Raw genomic sequence first — 16,411 nt, forward strand, 5'->3', positions numbered from 1 at the left:
TCGTGACCGTCAACCGATGAGCCACACCGAGGACTTGAGTAGCAGGTTATGCAGACCCCTCCGCCGCCCACCCCGCGCACCGAGCCGACCGACGCCGACGTCGAGGCCTTCCAGCAGCAGCTCGGGCGTCCGCCGCGCGGGCTGCGCGCCATCGCGCACCGCTGCCCCTGCGGACAGCCGGACGTCGTCGAGACGGCGCCGCGCCTGCCGGACGGGACGCCCTTCCCCACGACGTACTACCTGACGTGCCCGCGCGCGGCCTCCGCGATCGGCACGCTGGAGGCGAACGGCGTGATGAAGGAGATGACGCGGCGACTGGAGACGGACCCCGAACTCGCCGCCGCCTACCGGGCCGCGCACGAGGACTACATCGCCCGCCGCGACGAGATCGAGGTCCTGGAGGGCTTCCCGAGCGCCGGCGGCATGCCGGACCGGGTGAAGTGCCTGCACGTCCTCGTCGGGCACTCGCTGGCCGCCGGTCCCGGCGTCAACCCGCTGGGCGACGAGGCGATCGCGATGCTGCCGGAGTGGTGGGCGAAGGGCCCGTGCGTGGTGCCCGCGCCGGAGACCTCCGAGGAGGCCGACCAGTGACCCGGGTCGCCGCCGTCGACTGCGGTACGAACTCCATCCGGCTCCTCGTCGCCGACTGCGACCCGGCCACCGGTGAACTGGTGGAGCTGGACCGGCGGATGACCATCGTCCGGCTCGGCCAAGGCGTGGACCGCACCGGCCGACTGGCCCCCGATGCGCTGGAGCGGACCTTCGCGGCCTGCCGTGAGTACGCGGCCGTCATCAAGGAGCTGGGCGCCGAGCGGCTCCGTTTCGTCGCCACCTCGGCCTCCCGGGACGCCGAGAACCGGGACGAGTTCGTGCGCGGGGTGTTCGACATCCTCGGCGTCGAGCCCGAGGTGATCTCCGGCGACGCGGAGGCCGAGTTCTCCTTCACCGGCGCGACCAGGGAACTGGCGGGCCGCACCGACCTCACCAGGCCGTACCTGGTCGTGGACATCGGCGGCGGCTCCACCGAGTTCGTCGTCGGGGACGATCATGTGCGCGGCGCCCGCTCGGTGGACATCGGCTGCGTCCGGCTGACCGAGCGGCACCTCGTCCGGGACGGGGCGGTCGTCGACCCTCCCGCGCCGGAGCAGGTCGCCGCGATCCGTGCCGACATCGAGGCGGCCCTCGACCTCGCCGAGCGGGACGTGCCGCTGAGCGAGGCGCACACCCTGGTCGGGCTCGCCGGTTCGGTCACGACCCTGTCCGCGATCGCCCAGGACCTGCCCGCCTACGACTCGGTGGCCATCCACCACTCCCGGATCCCGTACGACCGGGTCAGGGAGATCACCGAGTGGCTGCTGCGGTCCACGCACGCCGAGCGGGAGGCCGTTCCGTCGATGCATCCCGGGCGGGTGGACGTGATCGCGGCGGGCGCCCTCGTCCTCCTGTCGATCATGGAGCGGATCGGGGCGACGGAGGTCGTGGTGAGCGAACACGACATTCTGGACGGAATCGCCTGGTCCGTCGCGTAGCTCGCGGGTGGCCCCCGGGGTCCTCCCGGAGGGTCGCGGGCTCCTGTGAGGGAGTGTTTACTACTCGCCGGTAGCCTCGCTTGAGCTGTTCGGATAACGTATGAGCGCGTCCGAGGGGTGCTCCGGCACCCCTCGTCGATGCGCCGCCGAGAAACTTCGTGAAGTTCTTCACAAGAGAATCGCCCCTGTTGAGCGATGTTTTGAGGCTCCGCAGAGCGTTCCGGCGGTCCCAGGGGTCAACAAGGCGTCCCCGCCGGGGTTTCGCGGGGGTCTCGTCCGTGTGAAACCGAAGGGTGGTCCAGAGCCTTCGAGCGGCCGGAACGGCAGTTCACGCGGCCTTGACAACGGTCAAACCCCCCGGTCGGTCCCCTGGTGGGGCGTGGTCCGGGAAACAGGGGTCGCGGAGTGTAGCAGAGGGGGTGGGGAAGCTTGTGAAGGGGCGCACGAGCGACCCCCGTATGGCGGGTACATACTCGATGGCATGAGCACCACGGAGCGTCCCAGGATCCTCGTAGTAGGCGGTGGGTACGTAGGCCTGTACGCAGCTCGGCGCATCCTCAAGAAGATGCGCTACGGCGAGGCGACCGTCACGGTCGTCGACCCCCGGTCGTACATGACCTACCAGCCCTTCCTCCCCGAAGCCGCCGCCGGCAGCATCTCCCCCCGGCACGTCGTCGTCCCGCTGCGACGCGTGCTGCCGAAGGCGGAGGTCCTCACCGGTCGGGTCACCACCATCGACCAGGACCGCAAGGTCGCCACGATCGCCCCGCTGGTCGGCGAGGCGTACGAGCTGCCCTTCGACTACCTGGTGATCGCGCTCGGCGCGGTCTCCCGCACCTTCCCGATCCCCGGCCTCGCCGAACAGGGCATCGGTATGAAGGGCATCGAGGAGGCCATCGGCCTGCGCAACCACGTCCTCGAACAGCTCGACAAGGCCGACTCCACGACCGACGAGGACGTCCGCCGCAAGGCGTTGACCTTCGTCTTCGTGGGCGGTGGCTTCGCCGGCGCGGAGACCATCGGCGAGGTCGAGGACATGGCCCGCGACGCCGCGAAGTACTACAAGAACGTGTCCCGCGAGGACATGCGCTTCGTGCTCGTCGACGCCGCCGACAAGATCCTCCCCGAGGTCGGCCCGAAGCTCGGCAGCTACGGCAAGGAGCACCTGGAGGGCCGTGGGGTCGAGGTCTACCTCAACACCTCCATGGACTCCTGCGTCGACGGCCACGTCGTGCTGAAGAACGGGTTGGAGGTCGACTCCAACACGATCGTCTGGACCGCCGGCGTCAAGCCGAACCCGGTCCTCTCGCGCTACGGCCTGCCGCTCGGCCCGCGTGGCCACGTGGACGCCCAGCCGACGCTCCAGGTCACCGGCACCGACTACATCTGGGCCGCGGGCGACAACGCCCAGGTCCCGGACGTCGCCGCCCGCAAGGCCGGCGTCGAGAACGCCTGGTGCCCGCCGAACGCGCAGCACGCGCTGCGTCAGGCCAGGGTCCTCGGCGACAACGTGGTCTCCGGCATGCGGGGCTTCCCGCAGAAGGAGTACGCGCACTCCAACAAGGGCGCGGTGGCGGGTCTCGGCCTCCACAAGGGCGTCGCGATGATCGTCATGGGCAAGATGAAGATCAAGCTGCGCGGGCGCCTCGCGTGGTACATGCACCGTGGCTACCACGGTCTCGCGATGCCGACCTGGAACCGCAAGATCCGTGTCTTCGCGGACTGGACGCTCGCGATGTTCCTCAAGCGCGAGGTCGTCTCCCTGGGCGCGATCGAGACTCCCCGCGAGGAGTTCTACGAGGCCGCCAAGCCCGCGCCGGTCGCCGCCGCTCCGGCCAAGACCGGGGAGAAGGCCAAGGCCTCCTGACCCGCTGGTCACCCTCTGTCCGACCCGAAGGACCTCCCGCCATCCGTGGTGCGGGAGGTCCTTCTGCGTGCCCCCGACGGCTCGGGGGCACGGTGGTGCGCCGGGCGCGAGCCACCCCCGCCCACTCGCACCCGAAGAACACACCTCCCGGCGGGAATACGGCACGGCCCCGCGAGTGATTACCGTGACGTTGGACATTCCGGGATCTGTTGTCACGGAGGTGTGCGCCATGCAGGACGCCGCGTCGCGGCTGAAGACCCTGTTCGAGCAGCTGTCAGGGGCCCCGCTCCCGGTCCGTCTGCGGGCCTGGGACGGATCGACGGCCGGGCCGCCGGAGGCCCCGGTACTCGTGGTACGCAACCGCAGGGCCCTGCGCCGACTGCTGTGGAAGCCGGGCGAACTGGGCCTGGCCCGTGCCTGGGTCGCCGGTGACCTCGGTGTCGACGGCGACCTGTACGCCGTACTGGACCTGGTGGCGGCACATGTGTGGGAGCGGGACGAGGACGCCCGTGGCCTCGCCGACACCCTGCGCGACCCGGAGGCGCGGGCGGCCGTCAAGGGTCTGCTGAAGCTGGCCGGTCCCGCCGTCCTGATCCCGCCCGAACCGCCCCGCGAGGAGGTCCGCACCCGCCACCTGCACACCAGACGCACCGACAGACGAGCCGTCAGCCACCACTACGACGTGGGCAACGACTTCTACGAGGCCGTCCTCGGCCCGTCGATGGTGTACTCCTGCGCCTACTGGTCCGCCTCCGACGGCACCACCACCCTCGAAGCCGCCCAGCACGACAAGCTCGACCTCATCTGCCGCAAACTCGACCTGAGCCCGGGACAACGGCTCCTCGACGTCGGCTGCGGCTGGGGCTCCATGGCCGTGCACGCCGCCCGCGAGTACGGCGTCCACGTCGTCGGCGTCACCCTCTCCCAGGAGCAGGCCGCCTACGCCCGCAAGCGCGTCGCCGACGAGGGCCTCACCGACCGCGTCGAGATCCGTGTCCAGGACTACCGCGACGTCGCCGACGGGCCCTACGACGCGATCTCCTCCGTCGGCATGGCCGAACACGTGGGCGCGGACCGGTATCTGAAGTACGCCGAGGATCTGTACCGGCTGATCGCCCCCGGCGGACGGCTGCTCAACCACCAGATCTCCCGGCGGCCGCAGCGCGACGAGAGCACGTACTCCGTCGACGGCTTCATCGACGCGTACGTCTTCCCGGACGGCGAACTCGCCCCGATCGGCACCACCGTCACCCAGCTCGAACGCGCCGGGTTCGAGGTCCGCGACGTGGAGTCCCTGCGCGAGCACTACGCCCTCACCCTGCGCGCCTGGGTCACCAACCTCGAGGCCCGCTGGGCCCACGCGGTCGCCCTGGTCGGTCCCGGCCGCGCCCGCGTCTGGCGCCTCTACATGGCCGCCTCCGCCCTCGGCTTCGAACGCAACCGCCTCGGCGTCAACCAGGTACTGGCCGTACGGCCCCCGGAAGGGGGTGCGGCGGGCCTCCCGCTCAGGGCCCGGACCTGGGGCGCCTGAACGCCCGGACGGGGGCGCGTACGGCCTTGTACGCGCCCCCGTCCGGGTGTCTCCCGCACCTCCCGCGCGGCTACTCCGACTTGATCGCGGCCAGCATGTTCAGCTTCGCCGCGCGGCGGGCCGGCCACAGCGCGGCCAGGATGCCGACCGTGGCGGCGAGGAGGAGGAAGACGGCCATCCGGGCCCAGGGGAGGACCAGTTCGTACGTCGGCATCCTGCTGGCGACGAGTTCGCCGGCGGCCCAGCCGAAGAAGACGCCCAGGCCGATGCCGAGGACACCGCCGAAGAGGGAGATGACCAGGGACTCCAGACGGACCATCCGCTTGACGCCCCGCCGGTCGAGACCGATCGCACGGAGCATGCCGATCTCCTGCGAGCGTTCGAACACCGACATGGCGAGGGTGTTGATCACCCCGAGGACGGCGACGACCACGGCCATGGCCAGCAGGCCGTAGAGCATGTTCAGCATCAGCGTGAACATCTTCGCGATGTCGTCGGAGAGGTCCTGCCCGCTCTGGACCTTGATCGCCGGGTTCTCGCCGAGGGCCTTCTCCAGCCGGTCCTTGGTGGCGTCGGAGGCACCGGCCGAGGTCTTGACCATGACCATCATGTCGGCCGGGTCCACGTCGGCCGGCAGCCGCTTCGTGAGCGTCGCGTTGTCCAGCAGGACGCCCCGGATCAGTTCGTTGCTCTCGTAGACCCCGGCGACCGTCAGCTTCTGCTTCTGGCCCCCCGCGAACCCGGCGGTGAACTCCGATCCGGTCTTCCAGCCGCGCCGCTCGGCGGTCTCCGCGTCCACCACGACCTCGCCGCCGCCGACCTTGAACGCCCCGTTGTCGAGGGGCAGGTCGGTGACCTTCCCGATGGCCGTGCCGTTCACGCCCGTCAGGTACTCCGTCTCGCCCCCGATCCGGGACTCGGCGTTGCGCAGCGGCGAGACGGCGGTGACGCCCTCGGTGGCGGAGAGCTTCTTCTCCACGTCGGGGGAGAGGAAGTTGCCGTTGGCCATCGAGACGACGTAGTCCGCCTTGATGGCGTCGGCGGCCATCTTGCCGATGGACTTCTGGAGGCTGCCCGCCATCACCGTCATCCCGGTGATCAGCGTTAGGCCGATCATCAGCGCCGAGGCGGTCGCGGCGGTGCGGCGCGGATTGCGTACGGAGTTCTGCCGGGCGAGCTTGCCCGAGATCCCGAAGACCCGCAGGAGGGGCGAGGCGGCCGCGATCAGTGGGCGGGACAGGAGAGGGGTGAGGACGAAGACACCGATGATCAGCGTCACCGCGCCGATGCCCATCGGCGCCTGTCCGTCCGAGCCGCTCATGGTGGTGGCGTACAGCACGGTGGCCACGCCCGCGCCGGCGAACAGCGCGCCGATCGTGTTCCGTACGACGAGCGACTTGGTCGTCGCCTTGGCGTGGACGCTGCTCATCGCCGCGACCGGCGGGATCTTCGCCGCACGGCGGCCCGGCAGCCAGGCGGCCAGCATCGTGATCAGCACGCCGACGAGCAGGGCGGTGGCGACCGTGCCGGGGGAGACCACCAGCGGGCCGTCGGGGACCGTCTCGCCGAGGGCGCCGATCAGGGCCCGCATCCCGGCGCCGATGCCGACACCGGCGGCGAGACCGGTGACGGCGGCGACCGCGCCCACCACGAACGCCTCGATCAGCACGGACCGGGTCACCTGGCGGCGGGAGGCGCCGACCGCGCGCAGCAGCGCCAGCTCCTTGGTGCGCTGGGCGACCAGCATCGTGAAGGTGTTGGCGATGATGAACGTGCCCACGAACAGGGCGATCCCGGCGAAGACCAGCAGCGCGTTCTTCAGGCCGCTCATCTCGGCGGCGATCTGCGTGGCCTGGTCGTCCGCGAGCTTCTGACCGGTGGTGGTGTACGCGGCGTCCTTCGGCAGGACCTCGTCGACGGCCTTCTGCAACTGGGCCTGGCTGGTGCCGCGCGCCGCCGTCACGTTGATCGTGTCGTACTCGCCCTCCATGTGGAAGAGCTTCTGCGCTGTCGCCGTGTCGAACAGGGTGAGGCTGCCGCCGGCGGCGACATTGCCGTCGTCCGTCGTGAAGATGCCGCTGATGGTCGGGGTGAGGACCGGGCCGTCGACGGACAGCCGCACGGTGTCGCCCACCTCGTACCCGGCCCGCTTCGCGGTCTCGGAGTCGATCGCGACCTCGTCCGCCCCCTCGGGCGCGCGGCCGCCGTCCCGGACGGGATACCGCGGATCGTCCGTCCCCCAGAAGTTCCCGCCCTGCGACTGGAAGCCGCCGCCGATCAGCTTGCCGTCCTTGCCGGCGAGGGCGGTGAACCCGCTCACCACGCCGATCGCCGACTCGGCGCCGGGCGCCCGCTGGACCTTCTTCAGCAACTCCGGGGTGAGCTTCGGCTGTTCGGCGACGGTGTCGCCCTCGTCCGGCCGGTAGTCCGACCGGATCGCGACGTCCACGTGGTCGAAGCCCTTGGCCGAGCTCTTCTGGAGCGCGTCCGAGATGGTGTTCGTGAAGACCAGCGTGCCCGACACGAAGGCGACGCCGAGCATCACCGCGAGCACGGTCATGAGAAGCCTGGCCTTGTGCGAGAACACGTTGCGCAGGGCGGTACGGAACATGAAGGGGTCCCTGTTTCGGGGTCGGGGCGGGTTCGGGCCGGGGCGGGGCAGAGGGGGGGCGGAGGGGGGACGGAGGGGCGGAGAGGGCGAACTCCCTCAGCTCGTACGCCCCTTGGTGTCGAACCTCTTCATCCGGTCCAGCACCAGGTCCGCCGTCGGCTCGTGCATCTCGTCCACGATGCACCCGTCGGCGAGGAAGATGACCCGGTCCGCGTACGCCGCGGCCACGGGGTCGTGCGTCACCATCACCACGGTCTGCCCCAACTCCCGTACGGAGTTGCGCAGGAAGCCCAGCACCTCGGCGCCCGAACGCGAGTCCAGGTTTCCGGTGGGCTCGTCGCCGAAGATGATGTCCGGCCGTGAGGCGAGCGCCCGCGCCACGGCGACGCGCTGCTGCTGGCCGCCGGAGAGCTGTGCGGGCCGGTGGCTCAGCCGGTCGGCCAGGCCCACCATCCGGATCACGGTGTCCAGCCACTGCTTGTCCGGCTTGCGGCCCGCGATGTCCATCGGGAGGGTGATGTTCTCCAGCGCGGTCAGCGTCGGCAGCAGGTTGAACGCCTGGAAGATGAAGCCGATCTTGTCGCGGCGGAGCTTGGTGAGCTGCTTGTCCTTCAGCGAGCCCAGTTCGGTCTCGCCGATGCGGACGGAGCCGGCCGAGAAGGTGTCCAGGCCTGCCACGCAGTGCATCAGCGTGGACTTGCCGGACCCCGAGGGTCCCATGATCGCGGTGAACTGGGCCTGCCGGAAGTCGACGGTGACCTGGTCCAGCGCGACGACCCGGGTCTCGCCCTGTCCGTAGACCTTCGACAGTTCCGTGGCGCGGGCGGCCACGGCGGTGGCCCGGTCGGCGAGGGGCGTGGTGGTCACGGGTGGGAACTCCTGTCGGGACGACGGCGTTTGTGGTGTTCGCGAACGGCCGGGGGCTCCGCCCGGCGCGTGCCCGGCGTGGGCCCCGGGCATGCCGGGGCCGTTCGTTTGTCGTTTCGTGAGTGGCTCCATCGTCTCGACGGAGGAGCGCCGTGTAGTCAGCCGCTGTTCCGGTTCCGGGGGCAGACTTCTGACGGACCGGCGGGGGGTGCGTCATACCTGGGGATGACGGTGGGATCCGACCGGGGAGTGGGGCGCCCGACCGACACGAGTCACCGCGTCACCGCGCGTGTTCCGGGTGGGACCGCTCGTTCGGGCGGTGAAATTCCGTCATTCCGCACACGGCCGGTCGCGCCGTCCGGAAGGCTGTTGGCAAGTGCGGATGGCGTGTTCCGTGGGCTGATGCACCCTCAGACGTCAATAAAATAAGACAACATCGGTCCGCTCTTCGACTGTTCGGGGGAAGCGCCCCGATAGGCTCGGAACCTCAGTGCGGAGCCCATGGCCTGCCCGGATGGTGGAATGCAGACACGGCGAGCTTAAACCTCGCTGCCCCTCGCGGGCGTACCGGTTCAAGTCCGGTTCCGGGCACTCCGAGCAACTCTGAACATTTCTCCCCAAACCCCCACACCCCGCCCCCGCGGCAAGGTGCGCCCCTCCCGCTCGCCGAGCGCCCGCCGCGCCCAGGACCGCGCCGGCCCTCCCGAGGAGCCCGCGGGCGACGAGATCCCGGGGACGGTGGGTGATCTCCGAGAGATCGCGGGGGTGTACCGGGTTGGTCGCGGGTTGAGGGGGGCGGGGCGGGGAATCAGGGAGACGCGTAGCGTGTTCGATGACATGGCAGGGAAAGATCCTCCCCAAGCACTAGGGTCAATCCTTTGCCTACCTATTACTCTTGAGCCAAGGCCACGCAGGGTGGCCATGGAGGAGTGAAATGAGGAGCAGCAACCCGGTCTTCTCGCGACGGGGGTTCAGCCGCGACAACGGCTACGCGGGCTTCAACACCGCGCCGCAGGCCGGGGGAGCAGCTGTCGGCACCCAGGGCAACCCCTACGCCCAGCAGGGCGGCAACCCGTACGCGACGAACCCGTACGCCCAGCAGGGCGTGCAGCACGGCGCCCCGCCGCAGGCCCCGGCCCGCACGGGCGCCATGACCATGGACGACGTCGTCATGCGCTCGGCCATGACGCTCGGCACGGTCGTCGTCGGCGCGGTCCTCGCCTGGGCCCTCCTGCCGGTGTCGCCCACGAGCTACGGCCTGGCCATCGGCGCCGCGCTGATCGCCTTCGTCCTGGCGATGGTGCAGTCCTTCAAGCGCAAGGCCTCGCCCGCGCTGATCCTGGCGTACGCCGCCTTCGAGGGCGTCTTCCTCGGTGTGCTCAGCGAGATGTTCAACTCGCAGTGGGAGGGCGCGCCCTTCCAGGCGGTGCTCGGCACCATGGCCGTCTCCGGAGCCACCCTCCTGGTCTACAAGGCGGGCTGGATCCGGGTCACCGCGCGGTACGCCCGCATCGGGATGACCATCGCGATCGCCTTCATCCTCGTCATGGCCGTCAACCTGCTGCTCGTCGTCTTCGGGCTCGCCCCCGACGGCGGACTGCGCAGCATGGGCCCGCTCGGCGCGATCGTCGGCATCCTGGCGATCCTGCTCGGCGCGTTCTTCCTGACCCTGGACTTCAAGCAGATCCAGGACGGCATCGCCTACGGTGCCCCGCGCGAGGAGGCCTGGCTGGCCGCGTTCGGCCTGACCATGACCCTCGTGTGGATCTACATCGAGATGCTCCGCCTCGTCGCCATCTTCAGCGGCGACGACTAGACCGGACGGGTCGACCGGACGGATCGACCGGACCGGGCGGATCGCACCGGATCACTGATGAAGGGCCCCCGAACCTCGCGGTTCGGGGGCCCTTCGTAGGTTCTCGGCGGCTTCACCGGAGCTTCCGCGCGGCCCTCCTCAGGTCGTACTCGTGAATGATCGCTTTGGCGTGGCCGTACGCGAGGTCGTACTCGTGCCGGAGCCAGCTGACCTTCTCCTCGAAATTGAAGAGAGCGGGGCCTTCGTCGACTTTGCGGATCCAGTCGGAGACTTCACGACCGGTGCAGTGCGGGATGCGGGCGAGCAGGTTGCGATGGGTCTCCTCGGAGAAGACTTGGGACATCGGCGCCTCCGGACGAAAGGGAATGTAAGCCGGTCCTTCAGGTCACGTTGCCTGAGTGGCGGCCTGTTGGCAACAGTCCGGCCGAGGCGCGTACTCTCGCGGCGTGCTTGATACGACGCCGTTGACCCGTGCCGTGGATCATTTCGCCGACCGGTTGCGGGCGGCCCCGCAGAGCCGGCTCCAGCGGAGCGCCGCCGCGGAGGCGCTGGCGCTGGCCAGGGAGTTGGCACTGCGCGCTCAGCGGTTGGAGACGCCCGACGGGCCGTTCCACGAGATGCCGGACGCGGGGATGTTCGCGGCGGCCGACCAGGTGACCGTCGCCGGAAACGATCTCGCGCTGGTCCTGGCGGACGAGGGCCAGCTGGCCGAGGCCGTCACGCTGGTGGAGGAGGCCCAGAAGCGGGCCGGGGTGTGAGGCCGGCGCCCACCGGCTCGGGGGCGCTGCCCCACTCGGACACCGCTACAGCGACGCGATGACGCGGTCCGCCAGGATGTAGACCATGTCGGCGCCGCACTCGAAGGTGAGCGTGTAGGCGCCCGAGATGCCCGAGCCGCCCAGGAGGACGGGGGTGTCGCCGGTCTGGAGGGCGGTGGCGAGGCGCTCGGCGGTCTCGCGGTGGCCGGGGGTCATGCACAGGGTGGTGCCGTCGGCGAAGACGTAGACGTCGAGGGTGCCCAGGGGGCCGGGGCGGACGTCGGCCAGCTCCGTGCGGGACGCGGCGAGGTCCTCCAGGCAGGCGACCGTGCGCTCGTGGTCATTGGTGACGGGTGACTGCACCGGCACGAAATCGGGGTGCGAGGGGTGGCGGCGGCGGGCCGCGGCCAGCTCGGCGGAGTCCCCGGCGAAGTCGTCGCTCTCCAGACCGGGCTCGATCACCGGCTCCAGGTGCTCCAGGCCCGCGAAATCGGACTGCCGGGGCAGGAACAGCTCGCTCTCGGCCAGACCCAGCAACGGCGGTGTGTCCGTGACGTCGCGGGACTCCTGGGCGGCCCAGAAGGCCCGGGCCTCGGCGAGCTCACGCTCCCGCTCCTCGGCGAGGGCCTCGGCGACGGCCGCGCGTATCTCCTCCGTGTCGGCGGCCGGACGAGCGGCCGGCACCAGGGCGCGCGGCCCGGCGGTCCGGCTCTCGGCCAGCTCGGTGCGCAAGGCAGCGACCTGTCGGCGCAGACCCACGAGGGTGCGCAGGACGGCGACGCCCACGGCGGCGGTAGCGGCCGTGGTGAGCAGCAAGGCGATCGGCATGGCGCTCACTGACGTACTCCCGGTTCAAAGTCGACCCCCGACTTCCTACATCAGCTTGAAGGGCGGACTAACCAGCTGTCAGTGCGTAACGTCACGAATCGGGCAGGAATCTTGCCCCGATGTTTGGTGGTGAAACGGCTCTGAGCTGCGTAAATCGCTCTCCGGGGGGAGATAGGTCACATCCTGGGGGAGATTGGATCACAAAACGGCCCGGAGCCCCACCGATTCCGGGACTCCGGGCCACAGCATCACGGTGCGCGTCCGTGTCGTCACGGCTCCGCGCGGGGGTGCTCGGTCAGCTGAGGCGCTCGATGACCATGGCCATGCCCTGGCCGCCGCCGACGCACATCGTCTCCAGGCCGAACTGCTTGTCGTGGAACTGGAGGGAGTTGATGAGCGTGCCGGTGATCCGGGCGCCGGTCATGCCGAAGGGGTGGCCGACGGCGATGGCGCCGCCGTTCACGTTCAGCTTGTCCAGCGGGATGTCCAGGTCGCGGTAGGAGGGGATCACCTGCGCGGCGAAGGCCTCGTTGATCTCGAACAGGTCGATGTCGTCGACGGTGAGGCCCGCACGGGACAGGGCCTGCTTCGAGGCCTCCACCGGGCCGTAGCCCATGATCTCGGGGGAGAGGCCGGAGACACCGGTCGAGACGATCCGGGCGAGCGGGGTGAGCCCGAGGTCCCGCGCCTTGGTGTCGGACATGATCACCAGGGCGGCGGCACCGTCGTTCAGCGGGCAGCAGTTGCCGGCGGTGACCATGCCGTCCTCGCGGAACACCGGCTTCAGGCCCTGCACGGCCTCCAGGGTGACGCCGGCGCGCGGGCCGTCGTCCTTGCTGACGACCGTGCCGTCGGGCAGCGTCACGGGGGTGATCTCGCGCTCCCAGAAGCCCTTCCCGATGGCCTCCTCGGCGAGGTTCTGCGAGCGGACGCCGAACTCGTCCATCTCCTGCCGGGTCACGCCCCACTGGCGGGCCAGGTTCTCGGCGGTCTGCCCCATCGCGATGTACGGGTCGGGGAGCAGGCCGTCCTCGCGCGGGTCGTGCCAGGAGGCGCCGACCGACTTGGAGACCGCCTCCGTGCGGGCCTCGGCCTCGGCGAAGAGCGGGTTGCGGGCGGTGTGGATGTCGCTGGTGCCGCGCGCGCTGCTGCTGACGACCTCGACACCGGCCGAGATGAAGACATCGCCCTCGCCGGCCTTGATGGCGTGCAGGGCCATGCGGGAGGTCTGGAGCGACGAGGAGCAGTAACGGGTGATCGTGCAGCCCGGCAGGTGGTCCATGCCCAGCTGTACGGCCACGATCCGGCCCAGGTTGTGGCCCTGCTCGCCGCCGGGGAGGCCGCAGCCCAGCATCAGGTCGTCGATGTCCCTCGGGTCCAGCTCCGGGACCTTCGCGAGGGCGGCCGCGACGATGGTGGTGGTCAGGTCGTCGGGGCGCAGGTCCTTCAGCGAGCCCTTGAAAGCGCGGCCGATGGGGGAGCGGGCGGCTGAGACGATCACGGCTTCGGGCATCACGGCTCCATGTTCAGAAGGTGCGGCGCGCAGCGCCTCGTTGAGGGGCGGTGGTCGGGCGACGGGCGGGAGTACGGAAAGCAGGGCTGTGGGGGAAGTTACCCGTACGTATGGTCCGGGTCACGGGCATGAGGGTGTGACTCCGACCGCACTTTTCTAAGCGCTTGCTTTTTCGGTCGGGCGCCTCAGGGGGCGGGGCGGACTGTGATCGGGCGACTGCGGGTGGTTCGTGGTTGCTCGCGCAGTTCCCCGCGCCCCTGCGGGGCCGGGGCCCGCGAGCCTGAGGGCGCAGCCCCTGCTTCTTCAGGGGCGCGGGGAACTGCGCGAGCAACCCCCACGCACCCGCAGCGCCCCCGAGCCGTCAGGCGCCCGGCTGCGCCTCCGCCGCTGCGGTCGGCGCGGGGTCCGTCGCCGGCACCCTCCGCCGACGCCGCCGCTTCAGCAGAGCCCACGGCCCACGAGGCCCCGTCGGCATCGCGGCCGTCACCTCCGTGCCCGCCTCCGACGCGGCCTCGGCGGCGGCGCGAGCCACCGGCAGGAAGCCCTCGCGGCGGCTGACGTCCGGCCGCTCCTCCTCCGGCCAGAGGCCCAGCGCGGCGCACACCGTCGGCAGGACGGCCATCGCCGCGGTCGCGTACCCCTCGGCCGAGGGGTGGTAGTTGTCGGGGCCGAACAGCTCGCGCGGGTTCTGTTCGAACTCGGGGCCGAGCAGGTCGCCCAGCGACACGGTGCGGCCGCCCTGTTCGACGGTTCCGATCGTCTGCGCGGCCGCCAGCTGCCGGGAGGCCCGGCGGGCGAGCCAGCGCAACGGCTGCTGCACGGGCTCCAGCGTGCCGAGGTCGGGACAGGTGCCCACCACCACCTCGGCCCCGGCGGTCCGCAGCCGCCGTACGGCCGCGGAGAGGTGGCGGACGGAGCGGGTCGGGGGCATCCGGTGGGTCACGTCGTTCGCGCCGATCATGATCACGCAGACGTCGGGGATCTGGGCCGGGTCCTCCAACACCAGGGCGACCTGTCGGTCGAGGTCGTCCGACTGGGCGCCCGGCAGCGCGACGTTGCGCAGCAGCACCGGCCGCTCGGCGACGGCCGCGAGCCCCGAGGCGATCAGCGCGCCCGGGGTCTGCCGGGACCGGTGGACGCCCTGGCCGGCGGCGGTGGAGTCACCGAGCATGACGAGACGGAGCGGGGGATCGTCAGGGACGTCGTACGAACTGCCGTACGAGCCGTAGCCGTACGCGCGGCCGTACCTGCTGCCGTGCGTGTGGCCGTACACGCCCTCCGCGCTCGGCGGGTGCGGGCTGTGCCCGTTGCCCACGACCCGCCTGGCCATCCGCACCTCGGCCAGCAGCACCCCCACGGCCGCCGCACCCAGCAGACCGATGCCGCCACCGCCGTACGCCGCGCCCGCCGCGATGCGGCGGGCCACCCTTGCTCTGGACATGCTCGTCATGCGTCGCCGCCACCTCCTCGTACCCGTACACCCACTCCTTGCCCCGTACCGGCCCTCGGCCAATCCCGGAGGGTGGTGAACAGGGAGGAGAAGAGAGAGGCAGGGGCATAGGCTGGCGGGACATTACGACCATCCCTTTTGCGGCTCCGGAGACAACGGTGCAATTCCACGACTCGATGATCAGCCTCGTCGGCAACACCCCGCTGCTGAGGCTCAACAGCGTGACCGAGGGCATCCAGGCGACCGTCCTGGCCAAGGTCGAATACTTCAACCCCGGCGGTTCCGTGAAGGACCGCATCGCGCTGCGCATGATCGAGGCGGCGGAGAAGAGCGGGGAACTGCGGCCCGGCGGCACGATCGTCGAGCCCACCAGCGGAAACACCGGCGTGGGGCTCGCCATCGTCGCCCAGCAGAAGGGCTACAAGTGCATCTTCGTGTGCCCCGACAAGGTGAGCACCGACAAGATCAACGTGCTCAGGGCGTACGGGGCCGAGGTCGTCGTCTGCCCGACGGCGGTCGACCCCGAGCACCCCGACTCGTACTACAACGTGTCCGACCGGCTGGTCCGCGAGACGCCCGGCGCCTGGAAGCCGGACCAGTACTCCAACCCCAACAACCCGCTCTCCCACTACCACTCGACCGGCCCTGAGCTGTGGGAGCAGACGGAGGGCCGGATCACCCACTTCGTGGCGGGTGTGGGGACCGGCGGCACCATCTCCGGCACCGGCCGGTATCTGAAGGACGCCAGTGACGGTCGTGTCCAGGTGATCGGCGCCGACCCCGAGGGCTCCGTCTACTCCGGCGGCTCCGGGCGGCCGTACCTCGTCGAGGGCGTCGGCGAGGACTTCTGGCCGACGGCGTACGACCGGACCGTCGCCGACGAGATCGTGGCCGTGTCCGACAAGGACTCCTTCCAGATGACCCGTCGGCTGGCCAAGGAGGAGGGCCTGCTGGTGGGCGGCTCCTGCGGCATGGCCGTCGTCGCCGCCCTGAAGGTCGCCGAGCGGCTCGGCCCGGACGACGTCGTGGTCGTCCTGCTGCCCGACAGCGGGCGCGGCTACCTCAGCAAGATCTTCAACGACGAGTGGATGGCCGACTACGGCTTCCTGGAGGACGAGGGCCCGAGCGCGCGCGTCGGCGACGTCCTCAGCCACAAGGAGCACGGTGCCATTCCGTCCCTCGTCCACATGCACCCGGACGAGACGGTCGGTCAGGCGATCGAGGTGCTGCGCGAGTACGGCGTCTCGCAGATGCCGATCGTGAAGCCGGGCGCCGGTCACCCGGACGTCATGGCCGCCGAGGTCGTCGGCTCCGTCGTCGAACGCGAGCTGCTGGACGCCCTCTTCACCCAGCGCGCCTCGCTCGACGACCCGCTGGAGAAGCACATGTCCGCGCCGCTGCCGCAGGTCGGCTCCGGTGAGCCGGTCGGTGACCTGATGACCGTGCTCGGTTCGGCGGACGCGGCCATCGTGCTGGTCGAGGGCAAGCCGACCGGTGTGGTCAGCCGGCAGGACCTGCTCGCGTTCCTCGCCAAGGGCGGGGTCAAGCCGTAGGGCGCATGCCGTGCGTCGGGAGGGGCGCCTGATTCGGGAGAAAAAATCCCGTGAAGCGCCCTTCTTCGCCGAAGATCTGCCCGAGCCG

The 16,411-nt window shown here is 70.6% G+C and carries 13 protein-coding genes and 1 tRNA gene; 8 read left to right on the plus strand and 6 right to left on the minus strand.

What is annotated here, in order from left to right; genetic code table 11:
- Positions 1 to 48: 48 nt before the first annotated feature.
- The 4 genes from K1J60_RS26240 (at position 49) to K1J60_RS26255 (ending at position 4,927) form a co-directional block, all read left to right on the plus strand.
- Entirely contained in the window at positions 49 to 591 is a 543-nt protein-coding gene (locus K1J60_RS26240) for a DUF501 domain-containing protein (protein WP_220648334.1), read from the plus strand.
- Positions 588 to 1,529 (plus strand): Ppx/GppA phosphatase family protein, encoded by a 942-nt coding sequence (locus K1J60_RS26245; protein WP_220648335.1) that lies wholly within the window; start codon positions 588 to 590, stop codon positions 1,527 to 1,529. Before K1J60_RS26240 ends, K1J60_RS26245 begins: the two co-directional genes overlap by 4 nt.
- Before the next feature lie 481 nt (positions 1,530 to 2,010).
- On the plus strand, positions 2,011 to 3,396 hold the full coding sequence (locus K1J60_RS26250; protein ID WP_220648336.1) for an NAD(P)/FAD-dependent oxidoreductase: 1,386 nt from the start codon (positions 2,011 to 2,013) through the stop codon (positions 3,394 to 3,396).
- A 229-nt stretch (positions 3,397 to 3,625) separates the two neighbouring features.
- Positions 3,626 to 4,927 carry a class I SAM-dependent methyltransferase gene (locus tag K1J60_RS26255; protein WP_220648337.1) on the plus strand — a complete coding sequence of 434 codons (1,302 nt, stop codon included), beginning with the start codon at positions 3,626 to 3,628 and terminating at the stop codon, positions 4,925 to 4,927.
- A 70-nt stretch (positions 4,928 to 4,997) separates the two neighbouring features.
- On the opposite strand, the gene K1J60_RS26260 is transcribed toward K1J60_RS26255, so the two are convergent.
- On the minus strand, positions 4,998 to 7,538 hold the full coding sequence (locus tag K1J60_RS26260; protein ID WP_220648338.1) for an ABC transporter permease: 2,541 nt from the start codon (positions 7,536 to 7,538) through the stop codon (positions 4,998 to 5,000).
- A gap of 96 nt (positions 7,539 to 7,634) precedes the next feature.
- Positions 7,635 to 8,405 carry an ABC transporter ATP-binding protein gene (locus tag K1J60_RS26265; protein ID WP_220648339.1) on the minus strand — a complete coding sequence of 257 codons (771 nt, stop codon included), beginning with the start codon at positions 8,403 to 8,405 and terminating at the stop codon, positions 7,635 to 7,637.
- A 508-nt stretch (positions 8,406 to 8,913) separates the two neighbouring features.
- On the opposite strand from K1J60_RS26265, the gene K1J60_RS26270 reads away from it, so the two are divergent.
- Positions 8,914 to 8,996: transfer RNA gene (locus K1J60_RS26270), tRNA-Leu, on the plus strand.
- Between the two features lie 343 nt (positions 8,997 to 9,339).
- The gene (locus K1J60_RS26275; protein WP_220648340.1) at positions 9,340 to 10,221 is read left to right on the plus strand and encodes a Bax inhibitor-1/YccA family protein; all 882 of its coding nucleotides are present in this window, start codon (positions 9,340 to 9,342) and stop codon (positions 10,219 to 10,221) included.
- Between the two features lie 112 nt (positions 10,222 to 10,333).
- Here K1J60_RS26275 and K1J60_RS26280 read toward each other — a convergent pair whose 3' ends face one another.
- On the minus strand, positions 10,334 to 10,564 hold the full coding sequence (locus K1J60_RS26280) for a DUF4287 domain-containing protein (protein ID WP_033524870.1): 231 nt from the start codon (positions 10,562 to 10,564) through the stop codon (positions 10,334 to 10,336).
- 103 nt (positions 10,565 to 10,667) lie between these two features.
- Between K1J60_RS26280 and K1J60_RS26285 the strand changes: the two genes are divergently transcribed.
- Positions 10,668 to 10,979, plus strand: a complete 312-nt coding sequence (locus K1J60_RS26285) for a hypothetical protein (protein ID WP_220648341.1) — start codon at positions 10,668 to 10,670, stop codon at positions 10,977 to 10,979.
- 45 nt (positions 10,980 to 11,024) lie between these two features.
- Here the strand turns inward: K1J60_RS26285 and K1J60_RS26290 are convergent, their stop codons facing one another.
- The 3 genes from K1J60_RS26290 to K1J60_RS26300 all read right to left on the minus strand — a co-directional run bounded on the left by K1J60_RS26290 (position 11,025) and on the right by K1J60_RS26300 (position 14,770).
- Positions 11,025 to 11,807 carry a hypothetical protein gene (locus K1J60_RS26290; protein ID WP_220651707.1) on the minus strand — a complete coding sequence of 261 codons (783 nt, stop codon included), beginning with the start codon at positions 11,805 to 11,807 and terminating at the stop codon, positions 11,025 to 11,027.
- 295 nt (positions 11,808 to 12,102) lie between these two features.
- The gene (locus tag K1J60_RS26295) at positions 12,103 to 13,320 is read right to left on the minus strand and encodes an acetyl-CoA C-acetyltransferase (protein WP_220648342.1); all 1,218 of its coding nucleotides are present in this window, start codon (positions 13,318 to 13,320) and stop codon (positions 12,103 to 12,105) included.
- A 361-nt stretch (positions 13,321 to 13,681) separates the two neighbouring features.
- A complete protein-coding gene (locus K1J60_RS26300) occupies positions 13,682 to 14,770 on the minus strand; it encodes an SGNH/GDSL hydrolase family protein (protein ID WP_220648343.1) in 1,089 nt (362 codons plus the stop codon).
- Between the two features lie 158 nt (positions 14,771 to 14,928).
- Between K1J60_RS26300 and K1J60_RS26305 the strand changes: the two genes are divergently transcribed.
- Positions 14,929 to 16,323: a cystathionine beta-synthase gene (locus tag K1J60_RS26305; protein WP_220648344.1), complete on the plus strand. Its 1,395-nt coding sequence runs from the start codon at positions 14,929 to 14,931 to the stop codon at positions 16,321 to 16,323.
- The last annotated feature ends 88 nt before the right edge of the window (positions 16,324 to 16,411 follow it).

This window comes from Streptomyces akebiae (genome assembly GCF_019599145.1).
GTDB lineage: Bacteria > Actinomycetota > Actinomycetes > Streptomycetales > Streptomycetaceae > Streptomyces > Streptomyces akebiae.

Coding starts and splice junctions, on each gene's coding strand:
- K1J60_RS26295 (WP_220648342.1), bottom strand. CDS start 13,320: ATGCCCGAAGCCGTGATCGTCTCAGCCGCCCGCTCCCCCATCGGCCGC.
- K1J60_RS26275 (WP_220648340.1), top strand. CDS start 9,340: ATGAGGAGCAGCAACCCGGTCTTCTCGCGACGGGGGTTCAGCCGCGAC.
- K1J60_RS26240 (WP_220648334.1), top strand. CDS start 49: ATGCAGACCCCTCCGCCGCCCACCCCGCGCACCGAGCCGACCGACGCC.
- K1J60_RS26300 (WP_220648343.1), bottom strand. CDS start 14,770: ATGACGAGCATGTCCAGAGCAAGGGTGGCCCGCCGCATCGCGGCGGGC.
- K1J60_RS26250 (WP_220648336.1), top strand. CDS start 2,011: ATGAGCACCACGGAGCGTCCCAGGATCCTCGTAGTAGGCGGTGGGTAC.
- K1J60_RS26260 (WP_220648338.1), bottom strand. CDS start 7,538: ATGTTCCGTACCGCCCTGCGCAACGTGTTCTCGCACAAGGCCAGGCTT.
- K1J60_RS26290 (WP_220651707.1), bottom strand. CDS start 11,807: ATGCCGATCGCCTTGCTGCTCACCACGGCCGCTACCGCCGCCGTGGGC.
- K1J60_RS26255 (WP_220648337.1), top strand. CDS start 3,626: ATGCAGGACGCCGCGTCGCGGCTGAAGACCCTGTTCGAGCAGCTGTCA.
- K1J60_RS26280 (WP_033524870.1), bottom strand. CDS start 10,564: ATGTCCCAAGTCTTCTCCGAGGAGACCCATCGCAACCTGCTCGCCCGC.